Source organism: Rhodobacter sp. P2_H5, assembly GCF_056403335.1.
Genome location: NZ_JBFUFS010000002.1, coordinates 305887 through 324904, shown reverse-complemented (window position 1 = coordinate 324904; position 19018 = coordinate 305887). Strand labels below are relative to the sequence as shown.

Genomic DNA, 19018 nt, shown 5'->3' with positions numbered 1-19018 from the left:
TCAGGCTTTGAAGAACTTGCCCGCGGGCGAAAGAGTAAAGATCTCGCAGCCGGTGGCGGTCACGCCGACCGAGTGTTCGTACTGCGCCGACAGGCTTTTGTCGCGGGTGACCGCGGTCCAGTCATCGGCCAGGACCTTGGTTTCCGGGCGGCCAAGGTTGACCATCGGCTCGATGGTGAAGAGCATGCCCTCTTCCAGCACGGCGCCGGTGCCCGGACGGCCGTAGTGCAGCACATTCGGCGGGGCGTGGAAGACGCGGCCCAGACCGTGGCCGCAGAAATCGCGAACCACCGACATGCGGTTGGCTTCGACAAAGCTTTGAATCGCATGACCGATGTCGCCGAAGGTGTTGCCGGGCTTGACCGCCGCGATGCCGCGCATCAGGCCCTCATGCGTCACTTCGATCAGACGCTCGGCCTTGCGGTTGATGGCGCCCGCCGCATACATCCGGCTCGTATCGCCGAACCAGCCATCCAGGATCACCGTCACGTCAATGTTCAGGATATCGCCTTCGCCCAGCTTCTTGGCCCCGGGAATGCCGTGGCAGACCACATGGTTGACCGAAATGCACGAGGCGTGCTGATAGCCGCGATAACCGATGGTGGCCGAGACCGCGCCGTGACGGACCACTTCGTTGCGGATGAAGTCGTCAATCTCCGAGGTCATGACCCCCGGCACCACCAAAGCGCCCACATCATCGAGGATCGTGGCGGCGATCCGCCCCGCCTCCCGCATGCCGACAAAGTCCGCATCCTCATAGATGCGGATGCCATCCTTGGTTACACGCCCGCGTATATCGTCCACTGGTCCGGCCCTTTTGCTTTTCCCATTAGATAAGAGAAAGCCGCGCCCTTGGCCAGAGGGCGCAACCCGCCTATACCAAGCCTGCAAGGCTGAAGGAGTGTCAGATGCCCAATCAAACCGCCGCCATGCTGGTCATTGGCGATGAAATCCTCTCGGGGCGGACCCGCGACAGCAACATGCACCATCTGGCCATGGCGCTGACCGAACATGGCCTTTCGCTGAACGAGGCGAGGGTGGTGGCGGATGATCAGGCGGCGATCGTGGCGGCGGTCAATGCGCTGCGCGGGGCCTATGACCATGTCTTCACCTCGGGCGGGATCGGGCCGACGCATGACGACATCACCGCCGATGCGATGGCTGTGGCCTTTGGCGTGCCCATCACCCACCGCGCCGATGCGATGGCCCTCCTTCAGGCGCATTACGACCGCCAGGCCCTGCCCTTCAACGAGGCGCGCCAGCGCATGGCCCGCATCCCGGACGGCGCCGTGCTGATCGACAACCCGGTATCGATCGCGCCGGGCTTCACGCTCGGCAATGTCCATGTGATGGCCGGCGTGCCCCGGATCTTCGAGGCGATGCTGGCCGGCGTCCTGTCGGGCATCGCCCATGGCAAGCCCCTGTTGTCGCGCAGCCTGCGGATGAACCGGGGCGAGGGCGAGATTGCGACGCCCTTCGCGACCTTCGCCGCCGAGAACCCCGATCTGCAGATGGGCTCCTATCCCTTCAACAGCAACGGCAGTTTCGGCACCAACCTGGTGATCCGCGGCACCGATGCGGCCCGGCTTGATGCCGCCATCGCAGAACTGGAGGCAAGGCTCGCGTCATGACCCCCGCCCTCTTCGCCGAGGCGATGGAGGCCACCTGGCCGCCCTTCGCCACCCAGACCTGCGGCCCCTGGCTGATCCGCGAAGGCGCCGGCGGCGGCAAGCGCGTGAGCGCCGCCAGCCCCTTTGGCGATTGGCATGAGGGTGATCTCGCCAGTGCCGAAAGTGCCATGGCGGCCCTGGGCCAGGAGCAGCTTTTCGTGATCTGGCCCTGGGATCAGGCGCTGGACGATGCCCTGGCCGCACGGGGCTACGAAAAGATCGACCCGGTTCTGGCCTATGCCGCCCCGGTGGCCGACTTCGAGCCGCCGCCGGAGATGACCACCTTCGCGCATTGGCCGCCGATGCAGATCGGCCAGGAGATCTGGGCCGAAGGCGGCATCGGGCCGGGCCGCCTGGCGGTGATGGACCGCGTCACCGGGCCGAAGACCGCGATCCTGGCGCGCAGCGGCGACCGGCCCTCGGGAATGGGCTTCGTGGCGCTGCACGGCGACATCGCCCTGATCCACGCGGTCGAGGTCCGCGCAAGCCAGCGCCGCAAGGGCGCTGCCCGCAATATCTTGTGCGCCGCGGCGCGTTGGGCGGCGGAAAACGGCGCCGATCGGCTGGCTTTGGCCGTCACCGAGGGCAACGCGCCGGCCCGCGCCCTCTATGCTTCCCTTGGGATGCAGGTTGTGGGACATTACCACTACCGCGCCAGATAAGCCGCAAAGGCAACGCCCGTTGAGCAGACCCAGACTTGCCAAAGCCGTCACCACGGCCCTTCTCGCCACGCTTTTCACCCTGCCGGGCGCTTTCGCCCTGCGGGCAGCCCCCCCGCTGGACATGCCGGCCCCGGCCACGGTGATCGGCGGACGGGCGGAAAGCCCCGCCACCCTGCAGCTGCCGATCGGCCCCTTTGCCGCCGGAAATCTTCCGATGCGCGAGGTAGCCGGGGCGGTCGATGAACGCGCCTATCGGCTGGATGACCAGCACCTGAACACGCTGGAGCTGATCACCCCGCTGATCGCCCAGTTGACCGCGGCGGGCTATGCGCCGCTGTTTCAATGCGACACCTCGGCCTGTGGCGGTTTTGACTTTCGCTATGGCATGGATGTGCTGCCCGAACCGCAGATGCATGTGGACTTGGGCGATTTCCGCTATGTCGCGCTGGAGCGTGCGGCGACCAAGGGGCCGGATCTGGTGACGCTTCTGGTCAGCCGCTCGGCCGACGCGGGCTTTGTGCAGGTCACGACGGTGTCGCAGGCCCTGCCCGAGGTGAACCCCGCCCCCGGCCAGACCGATCCGGCGACCGGCCCGGTCCAGCCGGGTGGCGGGCCCGCGCTGGCCGCCGCCAACCAGACCCCGCTGCCCGCGCCCACCGTGCCGGACCCGCCGGCGAACAGCGCGCCAACCACACCGCCGCAGGGCGATTTCGGCCAGACCCTCCTGAACAACGGCTTCGTTGTGCTGGAGGATCTGGTGTTCACCTCGGGCAGCTCGGCGCTGGAGGACAAGGACTATGCCTCGCTTCTGGGTCTGGCGGATTGGCTGAAAGCCAACCCCGACCGCAGGGTGACGCTGGTCGGCCATACCGATGCCTCCGGCGCGCTGCCGGCCAATATCGCGCTGTCGCGCCAGCGGGCGCAAAGCGTGCGGGCGGCGCTGATCGCGAAATTCGGGGTCGATCCGGCCCGGATCGACGCGCAAGGCGCAGGCTATCTCAGCCCGCGCACCACCAACGAGACGCCCGAGGGCCGCACGATGAACCGCCGGGTCGAGGTCATGCTGACGCCCTGAGGGCGCAGGCTTGCGGCCTCACCAGTTGTCGGGGCCTTTTTCGAGGAACTGCCGGGCCAGGAAGTCGATGAAGGCGCGGACCTTGGGCTGGGTGAAACGGCCCGGCGGGTAGACGGCATAGATGCCCTGCACCTCGACCGGCAGACCGGGGATGGCCTCCTCGACCAGGCCCTGCTTCATCGCATCGGCATAAAGGAACGAGGGCAGATAGGCGATGCCAAGCCCCGAGATCGCCGCGTTGAGCAGGCTTTGGCCATCGTTCACGGTCAGCCACCCCGCCGTGCGAACCTGGCGCTTTTCACCCGAAGGGGCGATGACCTTCCAGACATTGCCATTGGCCTGGTTGGAGTAATGCAGCAGCTTGTGGTCGTTCAGATCGTCGATCTTCATCGGCCGGCCAAAACGCTGGAAATACGACGGCGAGGCGATCATCTTCTTGGCGGTGTCGGTCAGACGGCGGGCGCGGAGCGAACTGTCCTCCAGATCGCCCACCCGGATCGCCATGTCGAAGCCTTCGGAGATCAGTTCGACGTAACGGTTGTTCAGCACCATGTTGACGGTGATGTCGGGATATTCCAGCAGGAAATCCCCCAGAATCGGCGACAGCAGGTTGACCCCGAAATCGGTGGCGACCGAGATGCGCAACAGACCCGAAGGCGCCGATTGCATCGAGGTGACCAGGGCATCGGCCTCGCCCGCGTCATTCAGAACCCGGCGGGCGCGGTCGTAATAGGCCAGGCCAATCTCGGTCGGCGAAACGCGGCGGGTCGTGCGATTCAGAAGCCTTGCGCCCAGACGCGCCTCCAGCGCGGAGACATGCTTGGATACCGCCGATTTGGAAATGCCCATCTTCTTGGCAGCGTCGGTGAAGCCTCCCTGATCCACCACGGTGGCGAAGGCTTCCATTTCCGTCAATCGGTCCATTGTTGATCCCCTGGCAGGCAGTCGGGTTGATTGACCAAGGATTGACCCTGAAATCAGGCAGGATCGCGGCGCTGAGGCGACACTTCCGGGGTATTCCTGCGGATCGTTCAGGGCAGGGAAACGATGAAACGGCGGATTGCGGGGCGCATGACGGCCCAGCACGGCACCAAAGCGGGGGGCCAGCCCCCCGCACCCCCCGGGATATTTGGGTCTGGATGAAAGGGTCAGGAGGCGGTTTCGACGCAGTGGCGGCGGAAGGCGCGCTTGAGCATGTCAAGCTCGGCGCGCAGAAGATCGACCTCGGCGCGCAGGTCGTCCTCCATCGCGACGCCAGTGATCACGGTGAAATGGGCGAGAGTCTCGCCCCCCTTGGCGCGGATCAGGAAGGTCTGCACCCCGTCGTTGAGCACCTCGGGCGGAACAGGCACACGGACGGCAAATTCGGCCGTCTTGCCGGCGATCGGCGTCAGGGAGACGCCGGGGATCACCGCGCCCAGAAGGACGACCTCGATCTCGGGCGCGACCTCGGCCCCGGTCAGGACACCTTCCCAATGGCCGGCGCGGATGCGGGTCTTGGTCAGTTTCACCTCGGTCATGGTCGGCCCCTTCGCTGGCGCACTGGCGTTCAGAGATCGGCGCGCGGGCGGCGCGACAGGGTCACGTCGCGCAGCGTCACTTCGTTCATCTCGGGCGATTCAAAGATCAGATCGACCCAGAGCTTCTCCACCCGCTTTTCGTTCATCTTGGAATAGGCGAGGTCGAATTCGACCATGGTTTCCGAGGCGCCCGCCGGCACCTCGCGCACGATCTGTTCGACATTGGGCCCGTGCTTGATGTTCAGCCGGGCGAAAATCTCCAGCGGACGCTCCATCTCGACGATGAGGTCCAGCCGGATCAGGTGGCGCAGGCGCAGACCGCGCGCCGCCTCTTCCGGCAGGTCGAGCACCAGGGACAGGAAAGAGCCGTCGAACTGGAACAGATCCATCCGGAAGGCAAAGGGGGCGAGGTCGCTGTCGCGGGTGTTGCGGATCTGGCGGACGGTCAGTTCGGTCTTGCGGCAATCGTGGAAAATCGTGGCGCCGTCACAGATCAGCGCCTTGGTCGGCACCGAGGCCATACCGGGCACCGGAAGCGGGCCGCGCCACAGCATCGGGCGCCAGGACCAGTCGGTTCCCATCGGCTTGCGCATCGCATTGGTGCCGATCACCGGCAGGGCCAGCCGGTGTTCCGCCTCGTGGATCACCTGATCCAGCGCGCGGCGCAGGTTGCGCGCCCGCCCCCGCCACAGGCGCAGCGTGTCCAGATCAGCCTCGGTCGCGCCAGCGCCGGCCTTGGCCCAACGCCGGACACTGCGCCGGTGCAGCAATGTTTCCAAAAGAGCCGAGATCCCGCGCGCCATCCGATGTAAGCCCTGCCTCTTCCCTGTTCACGGACATTGCGTCTTCCGGGGAAACGATTCTCTTATTGCGCCAAAATTATGAAGTTTCTACCCCGTCAGGTCGGTTGCGCCGGAATAGCCTGGTCAGGATTGCGCTTCTTGAGCAGGTCGAGCATGTCTTGCACAAGCTTCAACCCTTGTGCGGAAGTCAGAGGCGCGCCTTCCGCCCCGGATGCCGAAATTGTTACCAGCCGCCCGCGGATCGCGGTGATCGCGCGCCAGTATTCGCCGGCGGTCTGGTCCTTGACGTGCAACAGGAGCGAGCTGTCCTGCACCGCCGCTTGAAGGACCACGACATGGCCCGCCACCCCGTCGCGTGCCAGAACCCTGCGGCCCTGCACCGAGGTGAAATACTGGGCCAGCGCCTTGGGACCCGCGATCAGCACCCCCGCCGAGGCCGGAGCGCCGACTGTCGTGGAGACCAGCGCCGCCGCCACCCCACCCTTGGCCGTGCAGCGCCCGATCAGGATCACCACCGCCTTACCGCGCGAGACCGAGGCCTTGGGGTCGATGCAATAGCCGGGTGGCGCGCTGATCTTGACCGCGCCGTCCAGCACGGTGACCTCGTGCATGCCGGGACCGGACGCCCCGGTCATCGTGTCGTCGCAGCCCGCAAGGCCCAGGGCGGCCACGAGGCTGAAGGGAAGCAGGGCGCGGGTCAGGTTGGCAGCACGGGACATCGGACCTCCTCCTTCGGGTTGGCAAAGGGTTAGCCTTGGCCCGCCCGGCAGGCAAGCCTGCCGCATCGGTCCCGGCCGGGCGGCGCATGGTTGCGCCCATCCGGCCACAGCGTTAGCCTGTCCGCCGGTCCAGGAGCGCAAATGCCGGTTTTTTCCTCACGATATGCGGCCCTGCGCGGCTTCGTCGCCCCCGCCGTCGGCCGGGTCGAGCTTTGGCGCACGGTGGCGGGGCTGGGCATTGCCGTGGCGATCTATGCCGCCGCCATGCAGGTTCTGGCCTATCTGATCGTCTCGGGCCTTGGCCCGGTCTACGGCCCGCTCGCGCTGCACCGGCTGGCGAGCGGAGAGACCCCGCTGGCGTTGATCGCCCTGTTGTTCACCTTTCTGGGTCTGGCGGGTGGGCTGGCCTTGGGCATGGCGCTGGTGCTGAACCGTGGCCTGCGCTCGCTGGTCGGGCCGGGATGGGTCGCGGTGCGCTGTTTTCTGTGGGTGGTGGTGCCGCTTCTCGCCCTATGGGTGGCCTTGCTGCCCCTGGCGGTGATGTCGCCCGATGTCGGGCCGCATTTGAGCTTTCGCGACCAGTTGCACTGGCTGCCGCTGGCCTTGCCCGCCCTGCTGGTGCAGACCGGGACCGAGGAGCTGATCTTCCGCGGCTATCTGCAGCAGCAACTGGCGGCGCGCTGGTCTTCGCCCTGGGTCTGGATGGTGCTGCCCTCGGCCCTGTTTGGCGCGCTGCATTGGGCGCCGGAGGAATCCGGTGCCCTGGCCCCGCTGATCGTGGTCTGGGCCTTTGCCTTCGGGCTGGTGGCCGCCGATCTGACGGCGCGGACCGGCAATCTGGGGGCGGCGGTGGCCGTCCATTTCGCCACCAACGCGCAGACGCTGTTTCTGGTCGGGCTGGAGGGCAACATGCACGGGCTCGCCCTGTTCAACGCGGTCCTGCCGCAAAGCCAGCCCTGGGCCGAGCTGCCCTATCTGGCGGTGGACAGCCTGTCGCTTTTCGTCAGCTGGCTCGCGGCGCGGCTGATCCTGCGGGTGTGATCCGGTAGGCCTTACCGGACTGGACGAGGACGACCGCCGCGCCGTGACCGCGCATTTCTGTGGCACCCTGCAGCCCTGGTGAAACCGGGCGGCCGTTTGACCCTACATTATACCACCTCGGACGGGACCTAGGTCGAAACGCCGGACCTTGGCCTGGCCGCCGGCCTCACCTGAACGGGCAGTGATTGCATTTCGGCCCGCCGCGGACTATCTCGGGCGGGAAATGAGCGACCGAAAGGCCAGCCGATGAACTGGATCTCCAACTACGTCCGTCCGAAAATCAACTCGCTGTTTTCCCGACGGGAAACGCCCGACAATTTGTGGACCAAGTGCCCCGAGTGCGGGACCATGCTGTTTCACCGTGAATTGGCCGACAATCTGAACGTTTGCACCAATTGCGACCACCATATGGCGATCACGCCGCGGGATCGGTTCAAGGCGCTGTTTGATGGCGGAATTTTCACCGAGGTGAAGGTGCCCGAGCCGGTCGTGGACCCGCTGCATTTCCGCGATCAGAAGAAATACCCCGACCGTCTGAAGGCCGCGCAGAAAGCCACGGGCGAAAAAGAGGCGATGCTGGTGGCCGAAGGCGAGATTCTGCGCACGCCGGTCGTCGCCATCGCCCAGGACTTTGCCTTCATGGCGGGCTCGATGGGAATGTATGTCGGCAATGCGATGATTGCCGGCGCGCAGGCGGCGGTCAAACACAAGCGGCCGTTGATCGTGTTCGCCGCCGCCGGTGGCGCGCGGATGCAGGAGGGGATCCTGTCCCTGATGCAGATGCCGAGGACCACGGTCGCCGTGCAGATGATGCGCGAGGCGCGGCTGCCCTATATCGTCGTCCTCACCCATCCGACCACGGGCGGCGTGACCGCCTCTTATGCGATGCTGGGCGATGTGCAGATTGCCGAGCCCAACGCGCTGATCTGCTTTGCCGGCCCCCGCGTCATTGAGCAGACCATCCGCGAGAAGCTGCCCGAAGGCTTCCAGCGCGCCGAATACCTTCTGGACCACGGCATGCTGGACCGCGTGACGCACCGCAAGGCGCTGCGCGACGAGCTCGCCACCATCCTGCGCATGCTTCTGGGCCTGCCCCCTGCCGTGAAGGGCGATCTGCCCGCACCGGAGGCGGCCGCGGCAAAATGACCAGTTCGGACGTGATCCTTGACCGGATGATGACCTTTCACCCCAAGGTCATTGATTTGACCCTGGACCGCGTGCATCGCCTGCTGGCCGCCCTGGGCAACCCCGAGCGCAGCCTGCCGCCGGTGATCCATGTGGCGGGAACCAACGGCAAGGGTTCGACCCAGGCGATGATCCGCGCCGGGCTGGAGGCCGCGGGCCTGACCGCCCATGCCTATACCTCGCCCCACCTGGCCTGGTTTCACGAGCGGATCCGGCTGGCGGGCGAGATCATCACGGAACCGGCGCTGAGTGCGCTTCTGGACGAATGCGTCCAGAAGAACGGTGCTGACGAGATCACCTTTTTTGAGATCACCACCTGCGCGGCCTTGCTGGCCTTTGCGCGCACACCTGCGGATTTTACCCTGCTGGAGGTTGGCCTTGGCGGGCGGCTCGATGCGACCAACGTGGTCGACAAGCCGGCCTTGACGATCATCACCCCGGTGTCGATCGACCATCAGCAGTATCTGGGCGAGACGCTGGGCGAGATCGCCTTCGAAAAGGCGGGCATCATCAAGCGTGGCGTGCCGGTGATCATCGGGCCGCAGGATGATGACGGGCTGGCGGTGATCGAGGCGCGGGCCCGCAAGCTGGGTGCGCCGGTCTTGGCCTTTGGTCAGCATTGGCATGTCCATGAGGAACATGGCCGTCTGGTCTATCAGGACGAGACGGGTCTGTTGGACCTGCCCTTGCCCAACCTGCCCGGGCCGCACCAGATTCAGAATGCCGGGGCGGCGTTGACGGCGCTGCGCTATCTGGGGCGTTCGGCGGCGGAATGCGAAGCAGCGGTGACCAAGGCCTTCTGGCCGGCCCGGATGCAGCGCCTGCGCAAGGGGCCCTTGGTCGACAGCGCGCCGGGGGTCGAGCTGTGGCTCGACGGCGGGCATAATCCTGCGGGCGGGTTGGCGGTGGCCGCGACCCTGGCGCGGATGGCGCCGCGTCCGACTTACCTGATCTGCGGCATGCTCAACACCAAGGACGTGCGCGGCTATATGGTGCCCATGGCCGGTCAGACGACCCTGCTTTACGCCGTGTCGATCCCCGGCGAGAAAAACACCCTGCCCGCCGAAGTGACCCGCGATGCGGCGATCTCCTCCGGCATCAAGGCCGAGGTCGCCGCCTCGGTGGCCGAAGCGCTGGCCACGATCGCGGCCAAGGACCCCACGGCGCGGGTGCTGATCTGCGGCTCGCTTTATCTGGCCGGGTCGGTGCTGCGGGAAAACGGCTGAGGGCGCGCGGCGGCTCCGGCTGGGGGGGGGATGGCCCCCCCCAGACCCCCCAACCCCCGGCAAGGGTTCCGGCGTTGCGGGTTTGTAAAATGCGCACAACGGGGTGGGGCGGCCGATGGTTTGGGTTCATAGGCAGGTGACGGCGGGGCGCGGGATGTGGCTGGCGCTGCTGGTCATGGTCGTGCTGGACCTGCCGGGGTTCTTCACCCTGCCACCTTTGGACCGCGACGAGGTTCTGTTCTCGCAAGCCTCGCGGCAGATGCTGGCCTCGGGCGATTTCGTCGACATCCGCTTTGCCGATGCGCCGCGGTACAAGAAGCCGGTCGGGATTTACTGGCTGCAGGCGGCTGTGACCTCCATCGTCGGGCACACGGAACAGATCTGGGCCTACCGGCTGGTGAGCCTTCTGGCCGCGGTAGCAGCGGTCGGGCTGACCCATGGCATCGCGCGCCTCTACTTGCGGCCAGAGGCGGCTTTTCTTGCGGCGCTGGCGCTGGCGGCCTCGTTGATGCTGGGGGCCGAGGCGCATCTGGCCAAGACGGATGCGACGCTTCTGGCCACGGTGGTGGCTGGGCAATATGTGCTGGCGCGCGGCATCCGCGAGGGCCGCTTGAGCTTTGCGCTGGCCATGGGGTTCTGGGCGGCGCTAGCGGCCTCGGTTCTGGTCAAGGGGCCGATCGGGCCGATGGTGATTGGCTTCACCCTGGCCGGCTATTGCCTGATCCGCCGCGATCTGGGCCTGATCCGCAGCCTGAGGCCCCTGCCCGGGCTGGCGCTGCTGATCCTGCTGGCGGCACCGTGGTTCGTGGCGATTTCCTATGTCAGCCACGGCACCTTCTGGAGCGCCTCTCTCGGCCGCGACATGTTTGAAAAGCTGGCGAGCGGGAAGGAGAACCATGGCGCGCCGCCCGGGTCCTACCTTGCGGCGGTCTGGCTGACCTTCTGGCCGGGGGCGATGCCCTTGCTGGCGGCGATCCCGGCGATCTGGCGCGGGCGGCGCGACGATCTGGTGACCTTTGCGCTGGTCTGGCTGGTGCCGACCTGGGTGGTCTTCGAGCTGACGGCCACCAAGCTGGTGCATTACACCCTGCCGACCTATCCCGCACTGGCCTTGCTGCTGGGCTATGCCTGGCAGAACCGGGCGCGCCGGGTGCTTTGGGTGCAGGCGCTGCCCGGGCTACTGCCGCTGGTCCTGCTCGCGGCGCTGGTCTGGCAGGCGGGGCTTTTGGGCGAGGCGATGCCCTGGGGGTTCTGGGTGGCCTCAGCTCTGGTTCTGGTAGCCCTTGTGGCGATCCTGCTGGCCGCGCGGCTGGGCGATCCGGTCCGGCTGGCTGCGGCCCTCGCGCTGGGGGGGCTCGCGCTCAACACCGCGCTTTATCCGACGCTGGCCGGGATGGCCCCCTTGTGGCCGGCGAGACCGCTGGCGGCTTTGGCGGCACAGCACCCCGATTGCGGCTTTGCGGTTGCGGGCTTTGCCGAACCCTCCTTGGTCTTCCTGACCGACAATCGGGTTCAGTTCCAATCGGTCGAGGATATTGCGGCCACCCTCGCCAGCCCCGGCTGCCACGTCGTGGCCGTACCGGCAGCCACGCCCATCGCCGGATTGGCGCAGATCGGCGCGGTCACCGGGCTGGACCTTGGCACCGGGCACAAGGTGGATCTGGCGGTTTATCTCAAGCCCTAGATCGGCGCGCGGCGTCGGGTCAGCAAGGCCACGCCGCACGCCACGATGAGGGCCGAGCCGATCAGCGTCTGCGCATCCGGCCTTTCGCCGAAGGCCAGCACCCCGACACCCAGCGCGAAGACCAGCCGCGTGTAGCGGAACGGGGTGACGGCGGAGACCTCGCCGGTGCGCATCGCCTGCGTCAGGGCGGCATAGCCCGCGATGCCAAAGACGGTGGCCCCGGCCACCAGCGTCAGGGCCGGCGCGGCAGGCAGGGTCACGCCCCCCGTCACCGAAAGGATGATCACGCCCGACAGGGCGAGGACGGCAAAGCCCGCCACGCCCAGCTGCGCATTGGACAGCGCGGGCGGCGCGGCGCGGGTCGCCAGATCGCGCCCGGCAAAGCCGAACATGCCGGCGAGCGCCAAAAGGCTGAGCAGGGAAAACCCCTCCAGCCCCGGCCGCAGGATCAACAGGACCGCCAGAAAGCCGATGCCGATCAGGGCCCAGCGCATGAGCCCGACCCTCTCCCTGAAGATCAGCGCCGCGCCGAGCACCACGACCAGCGGCGTCGCCTGCAGGATCGCCGAGGCGGTGGAAAGCGGTGTCAGCGCAATGGCCAATGCGTAGAACAGCCGCCCGACCAGCTCGAACCCCGACCGCAGCGCCATGGTCCGCGACAGGACGGCCGCGGGCAGCGGCGGCGCCCCGGCCCGGGCGGACATCAGCGAGAACCAGAGGACGCCAACCAACCCCTCGATCAGCACGACTTGGCCCAAGGGCATCGCCCCTGCGGCGCCTTTGAGAAACCCGTCCTCAAGGGCAAAACCGGCCATCGAGGCCATCATCCAGAGACTGCCGCGCAGATTGTCCGATGCCATCAAGGCCTCCTGATCCGGGCGGCTCAGGCGCGCGGGGCTTTGGGGAATCTGGGCGGGGTTGCCCCCGCCCAAAAGGTCAGAGGATGCCTGCGAACTGCATCGCGGCCTTGATGCGGGCCTTGGTGCCATCGGTCAGACCAACCAAGGGCAGGCGCACTTCTTCCTCGCACAGGCCCAGAAGCGACAGGCCGTATTTCGCGCCGACCAGACCCGGCTCGATGAAGATCGCTTCGTGCAGCGGCATCAGACGGTCCTGATACTCCAGCGCCTTGGCGTAATCGCCCGCCAGCGTGGCGAGCTGGAATTCGGCGCAGAGCTTGGGTGCCACGTTCGCCGTGACCGAGATGCAGCCGACGCCGCCATGAGCGTTGAAGCCCAGCGCCGTCGCATCCTCGCCCGAAAGCTGGATGAAGTCCGCACCACAAGCCGCGCGCTGCTGCGATGGGCGGGCGAGGTTGGCGGTGGCGTCCTTCACCCCCACGATCCGCGGCAGCTTGGCCAGTTCCGCCATCGTGGCCGGAAGCATGTCCACCACCGAACGCGCCGGGATGTTGTAGATGAAGATCGGCAGGTTGCTGGCATCATGCAGTGCTGTGAAATGCGCGATGAGGCCGGCTTGCGTCGGGCGGTTGTAGTAGGGCGTCACCACAAGGGCGGCATCGGCCCCGGCGGCTTCGGCAAACTGCACCAGACCAATCGCCTCGGCGGTGCTGTTGGACCCGGCCCCGGCGATCACCGGAATGCGGCCGGCGGCGACGCGGATCACCTCTTCGATGACCAGGCGATGCTCGTCATGGGACACGGTGGGGCTTTCGCCCGTGGTGCCGACCGGAACCAGCCCATGCGAGCCCTGTTCGATATGCCATTCCACGAGTTTCTTGAGCGCCACCAGATCCAGCGCGCCGTTTTTGAACGGCGTGACCAGAGCAGGGAATGACCCTTTGAACATGGCAACGTCTCCTCGGTTGGGGGCTGAATCGCCCGGAATCTGCGGCGCTCTTCCTAAACTTGATGAAAGGGTTTGCCAAGCATGGGCGGCGGGGCACCGATCACGGGAAATCCGGTTGTGACTGGCCGACACTTCCGGCAAACTTGGGCCATGACCCGAATTCAGCACTACCTGCGCGCCGCAGTCTTTGTGGTTGGGCTGGCCGCACTTCCGGCTGCAGCCTATGAGTCCAAGGAAATCAACGCCTTGCAGGCGGCGGAGACGCTTGCCGACAAGCAGGATTGGGAAGGTGCCAAGGCCGCCGCCATGTCGGCGGGCCAATCCGGCGCCGATCTGATCGAATGGCAGCGCTTGCGGGCGGGCGACGGGCTTTTGGGCGATTACGAAGATTTTCTGCGCCGCCACCCCGATTGGCCCGGCATGCCCCTTCTGAAGGCTGCGGGCGAGACGGCCGTGGCGCGGGCCGAAGACCCGGCGCGCATCCTTGCTTACTTCGGTCCCGACCAACCCAAATCCGCGACCGGCGCCCTGGCCCTGCTGCGCGCGCTGGAGGCCTCGGGCCGCCATGGCGATGCCGTGGCCGAGGCGACCCGCGCCTGGACCGAGCTGAAATTCACCGCCGACCAGCAGACCCAGATCATGGGCCTTTACGCCGCCGATCTGAAAGTCGCGCATGAGGTTCGGCTGGACCGCATCCTCTGGGACGGCACCCGCATGGTCGAGGCGCAGCGGATGCTGCCCCTCGTCTCGAAATCCTGGGCCGCGCTGGCGCAGGCGCGCATGGCGCTGCGCGGTGACAAGGACGGGGTCAACGCCCTGGTCGCCGCAGTCCCCGCCCCGCTGAAGGACGACGCCGGCCTGGCTTACGAGCGGTTTCTCTACCGGATGCGGCATGACAACTACGCCGATGCCGCCACGCTGATCCTCGACCGCTCGACCTCGGCCGCGCGGCTGGGCGACCCCGACGCCTGGGCGGACCGGCGCGCCAGCCTCGCCCGGTACCTGATGCGCAACGGCGATGTGAAGACGGCCTACAAGGTCGCCGCAAGCCACCAGCTGACCGACGCCGCCGATGCCGCGGATCTGGAGTTCCTGTCGGGCTTCATCGCCCTGCGCAAGATGAACGACCCGGCCCGGGCGCTGAAGCATTTCGGTCGGCTGATGGGGGCCACGACGCCGATCAGCCAGGCCCGTGCGCTGTACTGGATGGCGCGCGCCCATGAGGCCGCGGGCGACACGGCCAAGGCGCAGAGCTCTTACACCCAGGCGGCGCGGTTCCAGACCTCTTACTACGGCATGCTGGCGGCGGAAAAGCTGGGGTTGAAGCTGGACCCCGCGCTCCTGTCCAACGCGGTGCCGCCGGGCAGCTGGAAATCCGCCAGCTTCGCGCGGTCCTCGGTACTTGAAGCTGCCCTGCGGCTGGCTGCGGCGGGACGCGAGCAGATGTCGTCGCGCTTCCTGCTGCATCTGGGCGAAGGCCTGTCCAATCAAGAGCTTGCCGCCCTGGCGGATATGGCGCTCAAGGCCGGGCAATACCGGTCGGCGGTGCTGATCGCCAAACAGGCGGCCGAACGCGGCGTGATCCTGCCCGCGCCCTATTTCCCGGTACCCGACATGGTGCCCGACAAGCTGTCGGTCAGCCGGGCGCTGGCCCTGGCCATCGCGCGCCGCGAAAGCGAGTTCGACCCCGAGGCGCGCAGTTCCGCCGGTGCGCTTGGCCTGATGCAGCTGTTGCCCAGCACGGCGGCCAAGGTGGCAAAGGACCAGGGCCTGGCCTTTTCGGCGGTCCGCCTCGCCTCGGACCCGGTGTATAATGCGACGCTGGGGGCGGCCTATCTCAAGGAAATGGTGGATAAATTCGGCCCTGCCGTCGCGCTGATCGCCTCGGGTTACAATGCCGGACCGAGCCGCCCCACCTCCTGGATCGGGACCTTCGGCGACCCCCGCCTGACCGAAACGGACGCGGTCGATTGGGTCGAAACCATCCCCTTCGCCGAAACCCGCACCTATGTGATGCGGGTGGCCGAAGGCGTGGTGATCTACCGTGCGAAGCTGCGCGGGGTGGCCGGGCCGGTCAACATCACCGCCGAACTGACCGGACGCTGAGACGCCGGGTCAGGCCCCGCGGCGCTTCTGCTCCACCTGGTTGAGGCGGACCTGCCGGAACGCCTCGATCAACAGCGCGGTCAGCAGGCCAAAGTTCAGGAACCCGTTCGCCGCCTCCATCCCTGCCAGCAGCCGCCACTCCGGCCCCGGCACCACATCGCCCAGGCCCAGCGTCGTATAGGCCACCAGCGAGAAATAGACCGCCTGTTCCAGATCGGGGAAGACGCCCAGATGCGCATAGGCCAGCGCCCAGATCCAGGTCCCCGCCGTGATCACCCCCAGCACCCAAAGCGAGACGCCCGCCACCAGTACCACCAGCTTGGGGCGGTGCGGCTCGCGCAGAAGCCAGTGGTGAAGGCGGGCGAAGACCACCTCCAGCACCATGGCCGCCACGGCGGACAGGATGATATTGGCCAGAAGCAACCCGGTTCCGACCGCGATCTGAATGAACATCTTCTCTCCGCTTCTGGACTATGCCGCCCCGCTCGCCTATCTCCACAGGATCATGGCCGAAAAATCTGATCCAAACTCCAAACTCATCGCGGAAAACCGGCGGGCCCGGTTCGACTACCATATCGAATCCGATCTGGAGGCGGGGATCATGCTCATGGGCTCCGAGGTCAAGTCCCTGCGTCAGGGTGGCTCCAATATCGCCGAAAGCTATGCTTCGGTCGAGGGAGGCGAGCTGTGGCTGATCAACGGCTATATCGCCCCCTATCTGCCCGCCAAGACCTTCGGCCACGAGGAGCGTCGGCGCCGCAAACTGTTGGTTTCGCGCAAGGAATTGTCGCGGCTTTCGCAGGCTGTCGGGCGCGAGGGCATGACGATCGTCCCCTTGCGGCTCTATTTCGATGACCGCGGTTTTGTGAAGCTGAAGCTGGGTGTCGCCAAGGGCAAGAAGCTCGCCGACAAGCGCGAGACCTCGGCCAAGCGCGATTGGGAACGCCAGAAGGCGCGAATCATGAAACACGGGGCCCGCGGGTAAGCCCGCGCCACACGCCCTGCGGGTAATTCCTGTCGCGTAAGGGATTTGCTTACGGTTTTGGCCTTTAATCGAAGGCGGACCGCGAATCCCTTCCGCAACCCTCATCAGGATTTTGCCATCGTGACCGATAATTCCCGTTCTCCGCTGGCGCAGCGGCTCAGTTTCTACCGGATCAATCCTCAGGACAGTGACTTCGCGGCCATTGCCAGTGCGGTGGAGAAATACGGGGATGCCGCGCTGGACAAGTTCTACGAAAATGTCGCGGCGACGCCGGAAACCGCGAAGTTCTTTGCCAACAAGGCCGCGATGGACCGCGCCCACAAGGCGCAGGCCAACCACTGGCAGCGCATTTTCAACAACGGGGTGACGGACAGCTACTTCGCCGCCTCCAAATCGATCGGCGATGTCCATGCCAAGATCGGGCTGGAACCGCAGTGGTACATCGGCGGCTATGCCAATATCCTGGAACATGTGGTCACCGGCATCCTGACCGAAGGCATGGCCGGGCTGTCGCCGCGCCGCAAGGCCAAGGCCCGGATGGTCAGCACCCTGGTCAAGGTGGCCATGCTGGACATGGACCTTGCCATCACCCGCTATTTCGAGGTCGAACAGGAAAAACGCCGCGATGTGATCAACGCTATCGGCAAGGCGCTGGCGGATGTTTCGCATGGCGACCTGACCACGACCCTGCCCGCCCTGCCGCAGGATTACGCCCAGATCGAAAAGGATTTCCGCGCCGCCCTCGGCCGGCTTTGCGAAACCTTCGGCAGCATCCTGGAAGGCTCCGGCCAGATCGCCTCCACCGCGACCGAGATCCGCGCCGCTTCCGATGACCTCGCCCGCCGCTCTGAACAACAGGCCGCCAGCCTGGAGGAAAGCGCCGCCGCGATGGATGAATTGACCGGGGCCATCACCGCGACCACACAGGCCATGGCGGAGCTGAGCAATTCGGTCAACCGCACCCATAGTGCGGCCAAGGGCGGCGGCGATGTGGTGCAAGAGGCAATCGTCGCGATGGACAAGATCGAGAAGGGCTCTGGCGAGATTGCCAAGATCATCGGCATCATCGACGACATCGCCTTCCAGACCAACCTCCTGGCCCTGAACGCCGGGGTCGAGGCGGCCCGGGTCGGCGAGCACGGGCGCGGCTTTGCCGTCGTCGCCAACGAAGTGCGGTCGCTGGCGCAAAGCTCGGCCGAGGCGGCCGAACAGATCAAGGGGCTGATCAAGAACAGCGTCAGCCAGGTGTCGAACGGGGTGCGGATGGTCAATGACGTCGGCAAGGCGCTGACGGCGATCATGGCGCAAGTCACCCAAACCAGCTCCGTGGCCGAAAAGATCACCGAATCGAGTGCGGCGCAAAGCTCCAACCTCAAGCAGATCAACTCCGCCATCGCCGAGATGAGCGAGACGACCCAGCGCAACGCCGCCATGGTCGAGGAAAGCAACGCCGCCGCCCACAGCATGGAGGACGAGGCCGGTCGTGTCGCCGAGGCGGTGGGCCAGTTCCGGGTCCGCGAAAAACGCAAGGTCTGGGCCACGAGCAGAAATGACGCTGCGGCCTGAAATGAGGGGGGGCAAGTTCCCATAACGAACTTGCCTCGCAGGCCGCTCGGGTTTAGGTCCAAGGACGTTCCCGACCTAGGAGCGTTTGATGACCTCGCCCGTTGACGACCCCAAGACCCTTGTGTCCACCGCCTGGCTTGCGGCCCATCTGCGGGACCCCGACCTGCGGCTGCTGGATGCCTCGTGGTATCTGCCCGACTCCGGGCGCAACGCCAAAGCCGAATACGAGGCCGCCCATATCCCCGGCGCGCGGTTCTTCGACATCGAAGAGATCAGCGACCAACGCTCCTCATTGCCGCATATGGCGCCGCCGCCCGAAAAGTTCATCGCCCGGATGCGGGCCATGGGCGTGGGTGATGGGCATCAGGTGGTGGTCTATGACGGTTCGGGCCTGTTTTCGGCGGCGCGGGTCTGGTGGACCTTCCGGTTGATGGGAAAGACCGACATCGCCGTGCTGGACGGCGGCCTGCCGAAATGGCGCGCCGAGGGGCATGAAATCGAAGACATGGCCCCGGTCGTCAAGGACCGCCACATGACGATCAGCCGCCAGAACCATCTGGTCAAGGATGTGACGCAAGTCGCCCATTCCGCCAAGCTGGGCGAGGCGGTGATCGTCGATGCCCGTTCGGCCGCCCGCTTTGCCGGCGAGGTGCCCGAACCGCGCCCTGGCCTGCGCGCTGGCCATATCCCCGGCGCCCGCAATGTGCCCTATACCACCCTCCTGACCGGCGAGGGCACGATGAAATCCGTTCCGGAGCTTACCGCGATTTTTAAAGAGGCCGGGGTGGATCTGTCCAAGCCGATCATCACCACCTGCGGCTCTGGCGTCACCGCCGCGATCCTCTCGCTCGCGCTGGAGCGGATCGGCCACCGCAACCATGCGCTCTACGACGGCTCCTGGGCCGAGTGGGGCATGTATGAAGACCTCGCCGTCGAGAAAGGCCCCGCGCGCTAGGCCGGGGAAGGA

Annotated in this window: 19 protein-coding genes; 11 read left to right on the top strand and 8 right to left on the bottom strand. The window is 66.4% G+C overall.

The features are described from left to right. Window positions 1–804, bottom strand: coding sequence for a type I methionyl aminopeptidase (gene map / locus AC1DVR_RS03710; protein ID WP_477999175.1), 804 nt, complete (start codon window positions 802–804; stop codon window positions 1–3). 104 nt (window positions 805–908) lie between these two features. On the opposite strand from map, the gene AC1DVR_RS03705 reads away from it, so the two are divergent. From AC1DVR_RS03705 to AC1DVR_RS03695, 3 genes are read left to right on the top strand one after another with little or no spacing between them, the layout of a single operon-like run. Then, complete coding sequence (locus AC1DVR_RS03705) at window positions 909–1631, top strand: competence/damage-inducible protein A (RefSeq protein WP_477999174.1); 723 nt, start codon at window positions 909–911, stop codon at window positions 1629–1631. Then, on the top strand, window positions 1628–2332 hold the full coding sequence (locus tag AC1DVR_RS03700) for a GNAT family N-acetyltransferase (RefSeq protein ID WP_477999173.1): 705 nt from the start codon (window positions 1628–1630) through the stop codon (window positions 2330–2332). The genes AC1DVR_RS03705 and AC1DVR_RS03700 overlap by 4 nt, the downstream gene beginning before the upstream one ends. Window positions 2333–2351: 19 nt before the next feature. Next, the gene (locus tag AC1DVR_RS03695) at window positions 2352–3407 is read left to right on the top strand and encodes an OmpA family protein (protein WP_477999172.1); all 1056 of its coding nucleotides are present in this window, start codon (window positions 2352–2354) and stop codon (window positions 3405–3407) included. A gap of 18 nt (window positions 3408–3425) precedes the next feature. On the opposite strand, the gene AC1DVR_RS03690 is transcribed toward AC1DVR_RS03695, so the two are convergent. The 4 genes from AC1DVR_RS03690 to AC1DVR_RS03675 form a co-directional block, all read right to left on the bottom strand. After that, on the bottom strand, window positions 3426–4331 hold the full coding sequence (locus AC1DVR_RS03690; protein WP_477999171.1) for a LysR family transcriptional regulator: 906 nt from the start codon (window positions 4329–4331) through the stop codon (window positions 3426–3428). 224 nt (window positions 4332–4555) lie between these two features. Beyond that, window positions 4556–4927 (bottom strand): hypothetical protein, encoded by a 372-nt coding sequence (locus AC1DVR_RS03685; RefSeq protein ID WP_477999170.1) that lies wholly within the window; start codon window positions 4925–4927, stop codon window positions 4556–4558. 29 nt (window positions 4928–4956) lie between these two features. After that, window positions 4957–5730, bottom strand: a complete 774-nt coding sequence (locus AC1DVR_RS03680) for a DUF6478 family protein (RefSeq protein ID WP_477999169.1) — start codon at window positions 5728–5730, stop codon at window positions 4957–4959. Window positions 5731–5825: 95 nt separating this feature from the next. Then, window positions 5826–6449 carry a hypothetical protein gene (locus AC1DVR_RS03675; RefSeq protein WP_477999168.1) on the bottom strand — a complete coding sequence of 208 codons (624 nt, stop codon included), beginning with the start codon at window positions 6447–6449 and terminating at the stop codon, window positions 5826–5828. Window positions 6450–6590: 141 nt separating this feature from the next. On the opposite strand from AC1DVR_RS03675, the gene AC1DVR_RS03670 reads away from it, so the two are divergent. The 4 genes from AC1DVR_RS03670 to AC1DVR_RS03655 all read left to right on the top strand — a co-directional run bounded on the left by AC1DVR_RS03670 (window position 6591) and on the right by AC1DVR_RS03655 (window position 11585). After that, window positions 6591–7490, top strand: coding sequence for a lysostaphin resistance A-like protein (locus AC1DVR_RS03670; RefSeq protein ID WP_477999167.1), 900 nt, complete (start codon window positions 6591–6593; stop codon window positions 7488–7490). A gap of 246 nt (window positions 7491–7736) precedes the next feature. Next, on the top strand, window positions 7737–8636 hold the full coding sequence (gene accD, locus AC1DVR_RS03665; protein ID WP_477999166.1) for an acetyl-CoA carboxylase, carboxyltransferase subunit beta: 900 nt from the start codon (window positions 7737–7739) through the stop codon (window positions 8634–8636). Continuing rightward, entirely contained in the window at window positions 8633–9901 is a 1269-nt protein-coding gene (locus AC1DVR_RS03660; RefSeq protein WP_477999165.1) for a bifunctional folylpolyglutamate synthase/dihydrofolate synthase, read from the top strand. Before accD ends, AC1DVR_RS03660 begins: the two co-directional genes overlap by 4 nt. A gap of 115 nt (window positions 9902–10016) precedes the next feature. Further along, window positions 10017–11585: an ArnT family glycosyltransferase gene (locus AC1DVR_RS03655; RefSeq protein ID WP_477999164.1), complete on the top strand. Its 1569-nt coding sequence runs from the start codon at window positions 10017–10019 to the stop codon at window positions 11583–11585. On the opposite strand, the gene AC1DVR_RS03650 is transcribed toward AC1DVR_RS03655, so the two are convergent. Continuing rightward, on the bottom strand, window positions 11582–12445 hold the full coding sequence (locus tag AC1DVR_RS03650; protein WP_477999163.1) for a DMT family transporter: 864 nt from the start codon (window positions 12443–12445) through the stop codon (window positions 11582–11584). The two genes, AC1DVR_RS03655 and AC1DVR_RS03650, sit on opposite strands and share 4 nt — an antisense overlap. A 76-nt stretch (window positions 12446–12521) precedes the next feature. Continuing rightward, a complete protein-coding gene (gene dapA / locus AC1DVR_RS03645) occupies window positions 12522–13394 on the bottom strand; it encodes a 4-hydroxy-tetrahydrodipicolinate synthase (protein WP_477999162.1) in 873 nt (290 codons plus the stop codon). Between the two features lie 150 nt (window positions 13395–13544). Between dapA and AC1DVR_RS03640 the strand changes: the two genes are divergently transcribed. Next, window positions 13545–15500 (top strand): lytic transglycosylase domain-containing protein, encoded by a 1956-nt coding sequence (locus AC1DVR_RS03640; protein WP_477999161.1) that lies wholly within the window; start codon window positions 13545–13547, stop codon window positions 15498–15500. 9 nt (window positions 15501–15509) lie between these two features. Here the strand turns inward: AC1DVR_RS03640 and AC1DVR_RS03635 are convergent, their stop codons facing one another. Further along, window positions 15510–15953: a potassium channel family protein gene (locus AC1DVR_RS03635; protein ID WP_477999160.1), complete on the bottom strand. Its 444-nt coding sequence runs from the start codon at window positions 15951–15953 to the stop codon at window positions 15510–15512. A gap of 52 nt (window positions 15954–16005) precedes the next feature. On the opposite strand from AC1DVR_RS03635, the gene smpB reads away from it, so the two are divergent. From smpB to sseA, 3 genes are all read left to right on the top strand, one after another. Beyond that, window positions 16006–16485 (top strand): SsrA-binding protein SmpB, encoded by a 480-nt coding sequence (smpB, locus tag AC1DVR_RS03630; RefSeq protein ID WP_477999291.1) that lies wholly within the window; start codon window positions 16006–16008, stop codon window positions 16483–16485. Window positions 16486–16605: 120 nt separating this feature from the next. Then, window positions 16606–18051 (top strand): methyl-accepting chemotaxis protein, encoded by a 1446-nt coding sequence (locus AC1DVR_RS03625; protein ID WP_477999159.1) that lies wholly within the window; start codon window positions 16606–16608, stop codon window positions 18049–18051. A gap of 88 nt (window positions 18052–18139) precedes the next feature. Beyond that, entirely contained in the window at window positions 18140–19006 is an 867-nt protein-coding gene (gene sseA / locus AC1DVR_RS03620) for a 3-mercaptopyruvate sulfurtransferase (RefSeq protein ID WP_477999158.1), read from the top strand. Window positions 19007–19018: the final 12 nt, after the last annotated feature.

Excerpts from the sequence above, each read along its gene's own strand:
- AC1DVR_RS03705 (WP_477999174.1), top strand. The coding sequence starts at position 909 with ATGCCCAATCAAACCGCCGCCATGCTGGTCATTGGCGATGAAATCCTC.
- AC1DVR_RS03700 (WP_477999173.1), top strand. The coding sequence starts at position 1,628 with ATGACCCCCGCCCTCTTCGCCGAGGCGATGGAGGCCACCTGGCCGCCC.
- AC1DVR_RS03690 (WP_477999171.1), bottom strand. The coding sequence starts at position 4,331 with ATGGACCGATTGACGGAAATGGAAGCCTTCGCCACCGTGGTGGATCAG.
- AC1DVR_RS03685 (WP_477999170.1), bottom strand. The coding sequence starts at position 4,927 with ATGACCGAGGTGAAACTGACCAAGACCCGCATCCGCGCCGGCCATTGG.
- AC1DVR_RS03680 (WP_477999169.1), bottom strand. The coding sequence starts at position 5,730 with ATGGCGCGCGGGATCTCGGCTCTTTTGGAAACATTGCTGCACCGGCGC.
- AC1DVR_RS03675 (WP_477999168.1), bottom strand. The coding sequence starts at position 6,449 with ATGTCCCGTGCTGCCAACCTGACCCGCGCCCTGCTTCCCTTCAGCCTC.
- AC1DVR_RS03670 (WP_477999167.1), top strand. The coding sequence starts at position 6,591 with ATGCCGGTTTTTTCCTCACGATATGCGGCCCTGCGCGGCTTCGTCGCC.
- accD (WP_477999166.1), top strand. The coding sequence starts at position 7,737 with ATGAACTGGATCTCCAACTACGTCCGTCCGAAAATCAACTCGCTGTTT.
- AC1DVR_RS03660 (WP_477999165.1), top strand. The coding sequence starts at position 8,633 with ATGACCAGTTCGGACGTGATCCTTGACCGGATGATGACCTTTCACCCC.
- AC1DVR_RS03655 (WP_477999164.1), top strand. The coding sequence starts at position 10,017 with ATGGTTTGGGTTCATAGGCAGGTGACGGCGGGGCGCGGGATGTGGCTG.
- AC1DVR_RS03650 (WP_477999163.1), bottom strand. The coding sequence starts at position 12,445 with ATGGCATCGGACAATCTGCGCGGCAGTCTCTGGATGATGGCCTCGATG.
- dapA (WP_477999162.1), bottom strand. The coding sequence starts at position 13,394 with ATGTTCAAAGGGTCATTCCCTGCTCTGGTCACGCCGTTCAAAAACGGC.
- AC1DVR_RS03640 (WP_477999161.1), top strand. The coding sequence starts at position 13,545 with ATGACCCGAATTCAGCACTACCTGCGCGCCGCAGTCTTTGTGGTTGGG.
- AC1DVR_RS03635 (WP_477999160.1), bottom strand. The coding sequence starts at position 15,953 with ATGTTCATTCAGATCGCGGTCGGAACCGGGTTGCTTCTGGCCAATATC.
- smpB (WP_477999291.1), top strand. The coding sequence starts at position 16,006 with ATGGCCGAAAAATCTGATCCAAACTCCAAACTCATCGCGGAAAACCGG.
- sseA (WP_477999158.1), top strand. The coding sequence starts at position 18,140 with ATGACCTCGCCCGTTGACGACCCCAAGACCCTTGTGTCCACCGCCTGG.